The organism is Pseudomonas sp. JL2 (genome assembly GCF_031570495.1).
Taxonomy (GTDB): Bacteria; Pseudomonadota; Gammaproteobacteria; order Pseudomonadales; family Pseudomonadaceae; genus Aquipseudomonas; species Aquipseudomonas rhizophila.
This window is the reverse complement of the sequence record NZ_JAKUDH010000001.1, coordinates 668,667-681,079: the sequence shown is the minus strand read 5'-3', so window position 1 is coordinate 681,079 and position 12,413 is coordinate 668,667. Positions and strand designations below refer to the sequence as shown.

14 protein-coding genes are annotated in these 12,413 nt (G+C 61.6%); 8 read left to right on the top strand and 6 right to left on the bottom strand.

The annotated features are described in order from the left end of the window. Position 1: 1 nt before the first annotated feature. The 8 genes from arsJ to MKS85_RS03050 all read left to right on the top strand — a co-directional run bounded on the left by arsJ (position 2) and on the right by MKS85_RS03050 (position 7,595). Positions 2-1,231: an organoarsenical effux MFS transporter ArsJ gene (gene arsJ, locus MKS85_RS03085; protein ID WP_310662683.1), complete on the top strand. Its 1,230-nt coding sequence runs from the start codon at positions 2-4 to the stop codon at positions 1,229-1,231. A 69-nt stretch (positions 1,232-1,300) separates the two neighbouring features. Beyond that, a complete protein-coding gene (locus MKS85_RS03080; protein WP_047225650.1) occupies positions 1,301-1,978 on the top strand; it encodes a thermostable hemolysin in 678 nt (225 codons plus the stop codon). Continuing rightward, positions 1,968-3,449 (top strand): AMP-binding protein, encoded by a 1,482-nt coding sequence (locus MKS85_RS03075; RefSeq protein WP_310662682.1) that lies wholly within the window; start codon positions 1,968-1,970, stop codon positions 3,447-3,449. The genes MKS85_RS03080 and MKS85_RS03075 overlap by 11 nt, the downstream gene beginning before the upstream one ends. Then, positions 3,446-4,120, top strand: a complete 675-nt coding sequence (locus tag MKS85_RS03070) for a TenA family transcriptional regulator (protein ID WP_047225652.1) — start codon at positions 3,446-3,448, stop codon at positions 4,118-4,120. Before MKS85_RS03075 ends, MKS85_RS03070 begins: the two co-directional genes overlap by 4 nt. Then, on the top strand, positions 4,107-4,916 hold the full coding sequence (locus MKS85_RS03065; RefSeq protein WP_047225653.1) for an SDR family oxidoreductase: 810 nt from the start codon (positions 4,107-4,109) through the stop codon (positions 4,914-4,916). Before MKS85_RS03070 ends, MKS85_RS03065 begins: the two co-directional genes overlap by 14 nt. Then, positions 4,913-5,557 (top strand): tetratricopeptide repeat protein, encoded by a 645-nt coding sequence (locus tag MKS85_RS03060; RefSeq protein ID WP_076384310.1) that lies wholly within the window; start codon positions 4,913-4,915, stop codon positions 5,555-5,557. The genes MKS85_RS03065 and MKS85_RS03060 overlap by 4 nt, the downstream gene beginning before the upstream one ends. A gap of 11 nt (positions 5,558-5,568) precedes the next feature. Next, a complete protein-coding gene (locus MKS85_RS03055) occupies positions 5,569-6,231 on the top strand; it encodes a response regulator (protein WP_047225655.1) in 663 nt (220 codons plus the stop codon). Continuing rightward, positions 6,228-7,595: an ATP-binding protein gene (locus tag MKS85_RS03050; RefSeq protein WP_047225656.1), complete on the top strand. Its 1,368-nt coding sequence runs from the start codon at positions 6,228-6,230 to the stop codon at positions 7,593-7,595. Before MKS85_RS03055 ends, MKS85_RS03050 begins: the two co-directional genes overlap by 4 nt. 2 nt (positions 7,596-7,597) lie before the next feature. On the opposite strand, the gene MKS85_RS03045 is transcribed toward MKS85_RS03050, so the two are convergent. From MKS85_RS03045 to MKS85_RS03020, 6 genes are all read right to left on the bottom strand, one after another. Continuing rightward, the gene (locus MKS85_RS03045; protein WP_310662681.1) at positions 7,598-8,707 is read right to left on the bottom strand and encodes an ArsO family NAD(P)H-dependent flavin-containing monooxygenase; all 1,110 of its coding nucleotides are present in this window, start codon (positions 8,705-8,707) and stop codon (positions 7,598-7,600) included. 89 nt (positions 8,708-8,796) lie between these two features. Continuing rightward, positions 8,797-8,985, bottom strand: coding sequence for a DUF2892 domain-containing protein (locus MKS85_RS03040; protein ID WP_047225658.1), 189 nt, complete (start codon positions 8,983-8,985; stop codon positions 8,797-8,799). Between the two features lie 13 nt (positions 8,986-8,998). Further along, entirely contained in the window at positions 8,999-9,418 is a 420-nt protein-coding gene (locus MKS85_RS03035; protein ID WP_047225659.1) for a DUF6691 family protein, read from the bottom strand. Positions 9,419-9,420: 2 nt separating this feature from the next. Then, positions 9,421-9,855: a YeeE/YedE family protein gene (locus MKS85_RS03030; protein WP_139049882.1), complete on the bottom strand. Its 435-nt coding sequence runs from the start codon at positions 9,853-9,855 to the stop codon at positions 9,421-9,423. A gap of 43 nt (positions 9,856-9,898) precedes the next feature. Next, on the bottom strand, positions 9,899-10,702 hold the full coding sequence (locus MKS85_RS03025) for a sulfite exporter TauE/SafE family protein (RefSeq protein WP_076384314.1): 804 nt from the start codon (positions 10,700-10,702) through the stop codon (positions 9,899-9,901). A gap of 28 nt (positions 10,703-10,730) precedes the next feature. Further along, positions 10,731-12,401 (bottom strand): TIGR01244 family sulfur transferase, encoded by a 1,671-nt coding sequence (locus MKS85_RS03020; RefSeq protein ID WP_310662680.1) that lies wholly within the window; start codon positions 12,399-12,401, stop codon positions 10,731-10,733. Positions 12,402-12,413 lie beyond the last annotated feature (12 nt).

The following is a 12,413-nucleotide window of genomic DNA, read 5'->3' as shown; positions in this document are numbered from 1 at the left end:
CATGAAAGCGTTGTCAGCCCTCGCTCCGCAAGTGCGGCAGTACCTGCTCGTCACCGGCAATTACTGGGCCTTCACCCTCACCGATGGCGCCTTGCGCATGTTGGTGGTGCTGCATTTTCATGCGTTGGGCTACAGCCCGCTGCAAATCGCCGCGTTGTTTTTGTTCTACGAAATCTTTGGCGTGATCACCAACCTGGTGGGCGGCTACCTCGGTGCCCGGCTTGGCCTGAACCGAACCATGAATATCGGCCTGGGGATGCAGGTCGTGGCGCTGTTGATGCTGACAGTTCCCTTGGCCTGGTTGACCATCCCCTGGGTGATGGGCGCTCAGGCGCTGTCCGGGATCGCCAAAGACCTGAACAAGATGAGCGCGAAAAGCTCGATCAAGCTGCTGGTTCCCGATGGTCAACATGGGCAACTGTACAAGTGGGTGGCGATTCTCACCGGCTCCAAGAATGCCCTCAAGGGCGTTGGTTTCTTCCTCGGGGGCGCCTTGCTGGCCCTCATCGGTTTCAAAGGTGCGCTGCTGGCGATGGCCGGCGTACTGGCGTTGATCTGGATCGCCAGCCTGATCCTGTTGAAGAAAGACTTGGGTAAAGCGAAAGCCAAGCCCAGGTTTCGCGACATCCTCTCCAAGAGCCGCGCGATCAACATTTTGTCGGCGGCACGGATGTTCTTGTTCGGTGCCCGCGACGTCTGGTTCGTGGTGGCCCTGCCGGTTTACCTGAGCAGCGTTTTCGGTTGGGACTTCTGGAAGGTCGGCGGTTTCCTCGCGGCCTGGGTGATCGGCTACGGCATCGTGCAGTCTTTTGCGCCCAACATCACTGGCAAGAAACGTGGGCACGTGCCGGATGGCCGTGCGGCGTGTCTGTGGGCAATGGCATTGGCGGGTCTGCCCGCGGCCATTGCGCTAGGACTCGACAGCGGGTTGGCACCACAGACGGTGCTGCTGGGTGGGCTCATGGTCTTTGGTGCGCTGTTCGCGGTGAACTCTTCGTTGCACAGCTATTTGATCGTGTCCTACGCCAAGGAAGACGGCGTATCGCTGGATGTGGGTTTTTACTACATGTCCAACGCCATGGGACGGCTGATCGGAACGGTGCTTTCTGGCTGGGTTTATCAAGTGTACGGGCTGCAGGCGTGCTTATGGATCTCCAGCGCCTTCGTGCTGCTCGCCGCTTTGATTTCCATTGGATTGCCTCGTCACGCCAGTCCGGCGGTCGATCTTTAACCACCTTCAGACTTCGTTAAGAAACGGCCTCGATACTTTCTCCCCATACCCAAGGGAGAACGTTGACCCATGCCCGATTCTGACTGGAACATCCATCTACCGCTGGCTTTCGGCAATGCCGGCCAGCCGGTTCGCCACTTGCACCGGGCTATGCCGGGAGAGCCCCGCCGGGATGAGTTCGAAGCCTTCATCCACCGGCGTTTCCACCAGGCGCACGGCGCCGAGATTCGTCACTTCATGCCCGAACTGTTCGGGCTCGATGATGCTGACGGCAGGCTTTGCGCCGTGGCAGGCGTGCGTCTGGCCGCCCAGGGACCGCTGTTTCTCGAGCATTATCTGGACGATCCCATCGAGCCTTTGATCAAGGCCGATGCAGACTGCGCAGTGGATCGCGCCGGCATTGTCGAAGTTGGCAATCTGGCCGCCAGCGACACCGGCAGCGCTCGCCTGAGCATTATCGCGATCACCTATCTGTTGGCGATGGGCGGGCTGGAGTGGGTGGCGTTCACCGGCAATATCGGCCTGGTCAACAGTTTCCATCGCCTTGGCCTCAAGCCCGTGACCCTGTGTCCGGCCGACCCGCAGCGCCTGGGGGAAGACCGTCACCTCTGGGGCCGCTACTACGAGAGTCAGCCATGGGTTCATGTCGGCAACATCCGTGCAGGCTTCGTTCATCTGCGCGACGCCGGTCTGTTCGATCGCCTGGGGTTCTCACAGACTTACGGGGAGGCGTGCCATGTTGCCTGAAGTGGAGCGCTTCAAACTCACCCTGCGTGAGCATGCCCAACGCAAGGGCTACGCCGTGGCGCTGTGGGGCGATAACTTGCGGCTGGACTACGCCACGCTTTATTCCGAAGTGGTGTACCGCCAGCAACGCCTGCGCGATGAACACATAAAGGTTGTTGCCCTGGCCCTGGATAACGGTGTCGAAGCCATGCTTTGGGACCTGGCGGCTTTGTTCGAAGGTCTGGCCTGCGTCATCCTGCCGGGCTTTTTCAGTCCTGCTCAACGCTTGCACTGCCTGGAGCAGAGCCAGGCGCAGCGGGTGATTGCCGAGCCGGGACTGGCAGACGAACTCCAGGCCGCCGGTTACCACTACAGCGGCGAGTTCTGGCACAAAGATTACCTCGGACCGAGCCGCCTGCCGGCGGGCACCGCCAAGCTGACCTTTACCTCGGGCACCACCGGCACGCCAAAAGGTGTCTGCCTGAGTGCCGACAGCCTGCTGCGGGTCGCCCGTGAGCTGGAACAGGCCAGTCAGCCGGTCAACCCAAGGCATCATCTGGCGCTGCTGCCCCTGGCGGTGCTTCTGGAAAACCTCGGGTGCTACGCGGCGCTGTATGCCGGGGCGATGCTCAGCCTGCCTGGCCAGAAAACCCTTGGCATCCAGGGCGCCAGTGGCGTCGACCCGGCGCGCCTGTTGGCGTGCCTGACCGAGCGCCGGGCGCAGAGTCTGATCCTGGTTCCACAATTGTTGCTGATGCTGGTCACGGCCGCCGAGCAGAAAGCGTTCTACCCACACGCTTTGCGGTTCGCCGCCGTGGGCGGTGCGCGGGTATCCCATGATCTTCTGCAACGAGCCCAGCGTGCTGGCGTGCCGGTATTTGAAGGCTACGGGCTGTCGGAATGCGCTTCGGTGGTGTGCCTCAACCGGCCACAGGCCAACCGCGCCGGCAGTGTCGGTCAGCCGTTGCCCCATGTGCAGGTTCGTCTGGCCGAAGACGGCGAGGTCATGATCAAGGGCTCGACCTTGCTCGGATACCTGGGGGAGCCTCCGCCGCCCGACGACTGGTGGCCCAGCGGCGACTTGGGGGAGTTCGACGCCGACGGGTTCCTGTACCTGCGCGGGCGCAAGAAGCACCAATTCGTCACCAGCTTCGGTCGCAACGTTAACCCTGAATGGGTCGAAGCCGAACTTACCCAAGGCGGCACCATCAGTCAGGCCTTCGTCTATGGCGAAGCCTTGCCGCACAACCATGCATTGCTGTGGCCCACCCGCGCTGACTGCTCTGATCAAGCGCTGGAGCTGGCGGTGAGCAAGGCCAACGAGGCGTTGCCCGATTACGCGCAGGTCCATCACTGGACGCGACTGGCGCACCCCTTCACCGCAGCCAACGGCCTGCTCACCGCCAACGGCCGACCGCGCCGTGAAGCGATTGTCGAGCATTACCGCGGGTTGTTCAGCGAATCCATTCTGTCCGAGGAATATCCGTCATGAGTTTTTTCGACACGTTGCAAGAAGCCACCCATCAGGAACGTCAGACGCTGTTTAATCTGCCGATTATCCGTGACGCCCTCGACGGCCAGGTCAGCCTGGCCAGTTACCGGGCGTTTCTGATCCAGGCCTACTACCACGTGCGCCACACCGTACCGTTGATGATGGCTTGCGGTGCACGCCTGCCAGCGCACCTGGAATGGTTGCGCAAGGCCGTGTGCGAGTACATCGACGAGGAATACGGTCATGAGCAATGGGTGCTGGATGACATCGCCGTGTGTGGAGGCGACAAGGATGCGGTGCGTGATGGTCAGCCGTCGCTGCCTATCGAATTGATGGTCAGTTACCTGTATGACTTGATCGCCCGGGGCAATCCGGTGGGGCTGTTCGGCATGGTCAATGTGCTCGAGGGCACCAGCATCGCTCTGGCGACCCACGCTGCCGACGCCATTCGTGAACACCTGGAACTGCCGCCCACCGCTTTCAGCTACCTCAGCTCCCACGGGTCGCTGGATATCGAGCACATGCAGACCTATCGCGGCCTGATGAACAAGCTGGAGGATCCGGCCGACCAGGCGGCGGTGATCCACGCCTCCAAAGTGGTGTACACGCTCTACACCGAGATGTTCCGGGGCCTGCCCCGTGACGAGGGGGACCAGCATGCGCCTGTGTGACGCCCGGATCGTCTTGACCGGTGCCAGTGGCGGAATTGGCCTGGCCATCGCCCAGGCCCTATGCGCCAGTGGCGCTCGGGTGTTGGCCGTGGCCAGGCATCGCGAAGCGCTGGAACCCTTGATCGAACGCTACCCGCAGCAGTTGTACTGGGTTGGCGCAGACCTGACTGTGCCAGGTGATCGGCGCAAGGTGCTGGCCGCCGCCGAGGCCTTGGGCGGCATCAACCTGCTGATCAATGCCGCCGGTGTTAACCACTTTGCCATGCTCGAACAACTCGAGGACAGTGAGATCGACGCCATGCTGGCGTTGAACATCAGCGCGCCGATCTGTTTGAGCAAACTGTTGCTGCCACTGCTTAAACAGGCCGCCAGCGCCATGGTGGTCAATGTCGGCTCGACCTACGGCTCGATCGGCTACCCAGGCTACGCCAGTTACTGTGCCAGCAAGTTCGCCCTGCGCGGGTTCTCCGAAGCACTGCGCCGGGAATTGGCGGACACCCGTGTCGGCGTGCTCTACGTGGCGCCCCGGGCTACACGTACGTCGATGAACAGCCCGGCGGCCCAAGCCCTCAACCAGGCGCTCAAGGCCAACGTCGATGACCCACACGCCGTGGCGTCGGCGGTCATACATGCCATTACCGGCGACCGTCGCGAGCTGTATCTGGGCTGGCCCGAGCGTTTTTTCGTCGGCCTCAACAGCCTGCTGCCCAACCTGGTGGACCGTGGCCTGCGCAAGCAACTGCCACTGGTTCGCCGTCTGAGCCATAAACCTGAGAACGAGCACCTCAAACCATGAAAAAAATTCTGATCTGTTTACTGTTCGGCGCCCTGGCTCAAAGCGCCTGGGCCTTGGATGACGCCGACCAGCAGCGTCTCACAGGCATCCAGCAAAGCTGGGCGCATATTCAATATGAGTTGCCTGAGGGGCAGCGTGCCGATGCCTTTGAAAAACTCGCCGCCCAGGCTTCGGCGTTCAAGCAGCAACGCCAGTCAGTGGCCGAGGCCTGGATCTGGTCGGGCATTGTCAAAAGCAGTTGGGCAGGGGCCGCAGGCGGGATCGGTGCGCTGGGCAAGGTCAAGGACGCCAAGGCCGATCTGGAACAGGCCCTGGCCCTGGATCCCAAAGCCTTGCAAGGCTCGGCCTACACCAGCCTCGGCGCACTCTATGATCGGGTTCCCGGCTGGCCCTTGGGGTTTGGCGACTCGGACAAGGCCGAGCAACTGCTCCAGCAGGCGCTGCAACTGAACCCAAACGGCATTGACAGTCTGTACTTCTGGGGCGATCACCTCTACCGTCAGAAACGCTACGCTGAAGCCCGGGTTGCCCTGCAAAAAGCCTTGCAGGCAGCGCCACGGCCCGGCCGGGAAACCGCTGACGCGGGGCGCCGCAAGGAAATCGAAGCGTTGCTGGTGGATGTGAACAAAAAACTTGGCTGAGAGGAGTGTGCGTGCGCTTATTACTGATCGAGGATGACGTGGCCCTGGGCGAAGGCATCCATCAGGCCCTGAGCCGCGAAGGCTATACCGTAGACTGGTTGAAGGACGGGAGCAGCGCCTTGCACGCACTGCTCAGCGAAACCTTTGACCTGGCTGTGCTTGACCTGGGCCTGCCACGGATGGACGGCCTGCAGGTGTTGCGTCGCTTGCGTGACAGCGGTTCCAACCTGCCGGTGCTGATCCTCACCGCCCGGGACGCCACCGAAGATCGCATTGCCGGGCTCGATGCCGGGGCCGACGACTACTTGATCAAACCCTTCGATCTGGCGGAACTCAAGGCCCGGTTGCGGGCCTTGTTGCGCCGCAGCGCCGGTCGTGCCCAGGCGCTGATCGAGCATGCCGGCATCAGCCTCAATCCGGGGACCCAGCAGGTCAGCTATCAGGGCAACCCGGTGGCGTTGACGCCCAAGGAGTATCAGTTGCTCCATGAATTGCTGTCGCCGCCGGGCCGGGTCATGACGCGCGATCATCTGATGCAATTGCTTTACGGCTGGAACGAGGAGGCCGAGAGCAACACCCTGGAAGTGCATATCCACCACCTGCGCAAGAAATTTTCCACCGACCTGATCCGTACCATTCGTGGCGTCGGGTATCTGGTGGAGGAGCGCCGATGACTTCAATCCGGCGGCGCACCCTCACGCTGATCCTGGGGCTTTTGTTCGTTGGCCTGTTGATCATCACCGTATTCAATCTGCATGACAGCAACCACGAGATCGCTGAAGTCTACGATGCTCAATTGGCCCAGAACGCCCGGCTGTTGCAGGGTGTCATGCGCATGCCCATGGCCAGCAAGGAACATGCGCAGTTGTATCAGGCATTCAATTCGGCCTTGGCGTCGGCGGTTCCCAAAGTCGATGGACATCCCTATGAGAGCAAAATCGCCTTTCAGGTCTGGGATTCAAAAGGTGCGTTGCTGGTTCACACCTCCAGTGCACCGACATTCACCTCACCGCCGATTGCTCCTGGTTTCAGCGACGTGATAGACCAAAAGGACCGTATGTGGCGGGCGTTCGTACTGGATGATACACAGTACGGCCTGAAAATCTGGGTAGGGGAGCGTGATGATGTGCGGTCCGATCTGGTCGATCGTATTGTCCGTCACACGGTGGTGCCTAATCTGATCGGCAGCCTGATTCTTGCCGCCGTGATCTGGTTGGCCATCGGCTGGGGGCTCAAGCCTCTGGTCGACATGGCAGCCAAGTTGCGTGCGCGGCATCCGGGCTCACTGGAGCCTCTGCAATTGGTGCCGCTGCCCAGCGAACTGGAGCCCATGCAAGCGGCGCTCAATCGGGTGCTGGCGCAGATCCAGGAGTTGATGGGCCGTGAACGGCGTTTTATTGCCGACGCAGCCCATGAGATGCGAACCCCCCTGGCGGTGCTCAGGGTTCATGCGCAGAACCTGATGGAGGCGGGGAATGAGCAGAGCCGGCGTGAGTCCCTGCAACACCTGATCGTCGGAGTGGATCGCACCACGCGCCTGGTCAATCAGTTGCTCACCATGGCACGCCTTGAACCACAAGCCGGCGTGCCTGCACCCGCCGTGATCGATCTGCCCGCCACTGTGCGTGAAAGTCTGGTTCAGATGACTCCCTGGTTGCTCAGCAAGGGGCTGGAGCTGGTTCTGGACGTCAGTGATGACATCGACCCGGTGAGGATTGATCCGGTGTCCATCGATATTGCCTTGAACAACCTGGTGACCAATGCGGCCAACTTTTCTCCCCCCAACGGCTTGATCACGGTGCGACTGGCCCGACAGGGAGATCATTACGAGCTGGCGGTCGAGGATCAGGGGCCAGGCATAGACGAGGCCGAACGGGACCGGCTTTTTGAACGCTTCTACAGCCGCGGCAACGACCAGGGTGCCGGGTTGGGCTTGACGATCGTGCGGACCATCGCCAATCGGCTTGGCGGGCAGGTTCGGTTGGAGAATCGCCCCGAGGGAGGTCTGCGCGCCACGTTGCAGATGGGCCGTCTTTAACCTTACTCGTCGTGGGCCGGTAGCGTTTGGGCATCGGATGGATCGACGAGAAAAGCGGCAATTTCGTTGACCGTGCTGCGGGCCGTGCGTGTTACGCCGATCAGCGTAGCGGAGGCCGCACCGGTCCATTCGCCATAGCCGACCAGCCATAGCCTGGGCTCTTGAATCGAATGAGTCCCGTCAACGTCCACGCGTCCTTCCGGGTTAAGCACACCCAGTGGCTCCAGATGCTGCAGGGCGGGTCGGAAGCCGGTGCACCAGATCACCACGTCCACCGCAGACTCGCTCCCGTCGGCCCAGATTACGCCGTTGCGGGTGAAGCGTTCGAAAGGTCGGACTGATTTGAGCGCGTTGCGCGACCGGGCCTCGACAACGGGCGGTACCATGACGATGTCACCCAGCCCACCCACGGGCTGTTCGATGACGCGACCTTCCTGTTGCGCTTTCCAGCGCTGCGTGGCGCGCTCGAACAACACCTGCCCATCCACTTCATCAGGCAGGAACAGGGGTTCAACAGGTGTTACCCATGTGGTTTCGGCAACCCTGGAAACCTCGGCCAAAATCTGCGCCCCTGAATTGCCGCCACCGATAACCAGGACTTTTTTTCCGGTGAACGGCTGCGCTTGGAGGTAGTTTGCCGAGTGCAACTGTTGACCGGCGAATAATCCGGCGCCGGGGTAGTGGGGGATGAACGGGGTACTCCAGGTGCCGGTGGCGCTGACCACAACCTTGGCGTCCCAATGTCTATCGTGCGCCTTAACCCGCAACCCGGTTTCTGTACGCTCTACAGAAGTGACGCGCACGGGACGCACGATGGGCAATTGATAGCGCTGTTCGTACTGCTTGAGGTAGTCGATCACATGGTCGCGTGATGGGTAGCCATCCTGCGTGGGCGGCATCATCCAGCCTGGGATCGAGCTCCAGGTGGCGGGGGAGAATAGACGCAAAGAATTCCAGCCATGGCGCCAGGCACCTCCTGGCCCTTGCTCGGCATCGAGAATGACGAACGAAAGTCGGGTGCGCCGCAGGAAATACGCCACTGCCAGGGCGGATTGGCCTCCACCGACAATTACCACGTCATATTGACTGGCAGTGGCAGGCGAATGGGGCATGACAGTGGTCTCCGATTGAGGTGGGAAAACAAGCCGGCGTAATGGCTGACAGTACCGTCATTTGCAGGCGCGGCGCGGCAGCACCCGCCTCAGCAGCGTTTGCAGGTCCTGATGCCCAGTAATGTATAGACCGGGCAGAAACGGAAGATCCCCGTGGCCAGCGGCACCAGGCCGATCCAGCCCCACAAGCCGATCACGCCGCTCAGGCTGAGGGCAATGAGGACAAGTCCCGCGGCAATACGCAAGCTACGGTCGATGGTTCCGATATTGGCTTTCATGACGATCTCCCGATCAGTGAGTGCGCCGGTTCTCCAGCGCGGTGAACAACAACATGCCAGCCAGCATGGCCGCCATGAATACGATGATTTGCCAGTGCCCGGTGAGCAGGATCGCCACGGCGGGCCCCGGACAGATACCGGCTATCCCCCAACCGATGCCAAACAACAGGCTGCCGCCGATCAAGCGTGGGTCCAGCTCACGCTTGACCGGCAATTGCATCGGGTTTCCCAGCACCGAACGGGTCTGGCGGCGGGCCCAGGTCAGTGGGCCGATCGCGACACCAATCGCTGCGAGCATGACCAGGGCCAGGGAGGGGTCCCAAGTGCCGGTCACATCCAGGAACGCCAAGACTTTGCTCGGATTGGCCATGCCCGCCAGGAGCAGACCGAAGCCGAACACCAGACCGGCCATGAATGCAGTCAGTTTGAGCATGTTCAACCCTCCAACACATGACGCAGGACAAAGACCGTGGCGAAACCGCTGAACATGAAACATGCCGTGGCGATCATCGAACGCGGTGAAAGGCGCGACAGGCCACATACGCCGTGGCCGCTGGTACAGCCCGACCCGTAGCGGGTGCCGATGCCCACCAGCAGGCCGGCGACGCTGAGGCCGAGCCAGCCGCTCTGAAACTCGATCTGCGGCAACGCGGTGAACAGGCCCCATAGCAGCGGCGCAACGAGCAGCCCCAACAGAAACAGCGCTTTCTCGCTAACCCCCTCGCTACCACGCTGCAGCAGGCTGCCGAGTAAACCGCTGATGCCGGCGATACGCCCATTGGCGACAACGAAAAGGCTGGCAGCCAAACCAATCAACGCACCGCCGGCAAGGGCTGACCAGGGCGTGAAGTTGAGCCAGTCAATGTTCATGAGATTTCTCCGATACAAACCACGTTGAGACTCCAGCAGGCGATTAACCCAGGGCTTTTACAACCAATGCCAGGGCCACCAGCGCAGCCAGAATGGCGAAGCCTTTTTGCAGATAGGGCTCCGGCAGCCGGGCGGCGAGCAAGCGGCCGCCGGTCATTCCCAACAATGCGCCAAGGGTAAAAGGTACGGCAATCGCCCATTGCAAATGACCCGCCGCCGAGCTCGCCACCACGCCGGAAATTGAAACCAGGGCAATGACCGTCAGCGACGTGGCGAGCACCGATTGGGTGGTCAGATTGGTGTAGCGCTGGAGTGCCGGGACCATGACAAAACCGCCGCCCACACCCAGCAGGCCGGACAGCGCGCCGGCGACCATGCCGGAGACCGTCAGCGCCCAGGCACAGGGTGCGGTCCAATGGAGCTTGCCGCGGTTTTCGTCCAGTACACAAGGCGGGGGTTTGCGCTTCGACGTGGCTTTGCAATCGGCGCGCGAGGGCAATGATTTTTGAAAGGCTCGGAAGGCCACGTACATCAATAGAAGGGCAAACAGGAGCGCCAAAGGACGGTTAGGCGTGCGCTGAGCCAGCCAGATCCCCAGTGGAGAACAGATGATGCCCGCGCCTGCGGTCAGCAGCGCAGCCTTATAGCGTACGGTGCCGTTTCTAAGGCCCATCACCGCACCCAGGGACGCGGCCAAACCCACCGCCATCAAACCGATGGGCCCGGCTTCGGCCATGCTCAGGCCCGCGCCGAAGACCAGCAGGGGAACCGCCAGGATGCCTCCGCCAGCGCCGGTCAGCGCCAGAATCACACCCACGGTCAGGCCGAGCAGCAAGATGATGATCATCCCTCTCTCCTTGCCTTGAGGTCTGGTTTCATAGATCCGCCAACTCCGGTTTAGCCAGCCACTCATGTCCCTTGAGCATGCCCTTCCAATACAACGGAGGGAGAATCCGCTCCTTGAGTAGCCAGGCCAGCCGCGATGGCCGGGTACCGTCAATCAGCCAGGACGGGAAGCTGGGGGCGACGGTGCCGCCATAGGTGAACTCCGCCAGGACGATCTTGCCCCGTTCGACTGTCAGCGGACAGGAGCCGTAACCGTCGTAATGAGCGTTGCCCTTGGCTTTGCCCATGGCTGCCAGCACGTTATGGGCGACCACGGGCGCCTGCTTGCGAGCGGCCGCGGCGGTCTTGGCATTGCTGGAGTTGGTGGCGTCGCCCAGTGCGTGAATATTCGCCCAGGTTTTATGGCGCAGCGTGTCGGGGTCGACATCAATCCAGCCGGCGGCATCGGCGAGTGGGCTGACGCGGATAAAGTCTGGCGCAATCTGTGGGGGCACCACATGCAGCAAATCGAAGTCGCGCGTGACAAGCTGGCGTGTGCCATCGGGCTGGGCGCAACTGAAGGTGGCGGTTCGCGCGGGCCCGTCAACGCTCGTCAGCGTGCTGCCGAAGTTCAGGTCGATGCCATAGGCGCGGATGTACTCCATCAGGGCCGGCACGTAATCGGGCACGCCGAACAGCACAGCTGCGGCACTGCAGAAATCGATCTTGATGTTGCCGAGTACCCCTTCACGCCGCCAGTGGTCGGCAGAGAGATACATGGCTTTTTGCGGCGCCCCGGCACATTTGATCGGCATCGGCGGTTGCGTGAAGATGGCCCGGCCACCGCGCAGTTGCTGCACGCACTCCCAGGTATAGGGGGCGAGGTGATACAGGTAGTTGGATGTAACGCCGTTGCGACCCAATGTCTGCGGCAGACCTTCAATGGCATTCCAGTTGAGTTTCAGGCCAGGGCATACGATCAGTTGTTGATACTTGACGACTCTGCACCCATCGAGAATGAGCGCATCTTTCTCGGGTTCAAAAGCGGCCACGGCGGCTTTGATCCAGTGCACGCCGCGAGGAATGGTCGAGCCCATCGTATGGGCGGTCCGGGGGGCATCGAAGACACCGCAACCGACCAGCGTCCAGCCGGGCTGGTAATAATGCACATCTGCCGGGTCAATGATGGCGATGTCGAGCCCCGGTTCCCTGGCCAATAAGCTGGATGCCGCCGCAATGCCCGCTGCGCCGCCCCCGATAATGACCACCGCATGTTCGGCCTCGGCCACTTCGATCGGGGTCTGCCCCTTGTTTGCAATCCGGCGGATAACGCCTTTCATGTCAAACCCGGCATCTTTGGCTGTTTCGACGATCTGCGGCAGAGGAAGCAGGTTCGCTTGTGACAGCGCCCACATGGTTGTCGAGCGCATGCCGGAGCGGCAATACGCCAACACCGGTTTTGGCAGCGATTCAAATAGCCGGCCGAAGGCAACGCCTTGCTCGTCGGTGACCTTGCCCGATTCCGCGGGCAGATAGTGAGCTTCAATGCCCAGCGCTTCAGCCGCGCGCTTGATTTCGGCAAACAAGGGTTGATCGCTGCCTTCGCCATCCGGGCGATTACACACGATGGCGCGAAAGCCGGTGTTTTTCAGTTCCGTCAATTGATCGGGGAAAATCTGCTCCGATACCGCTAAGCCTGGCGCAAGGTGGCGGATGTCCATGGTGGTCTCCGT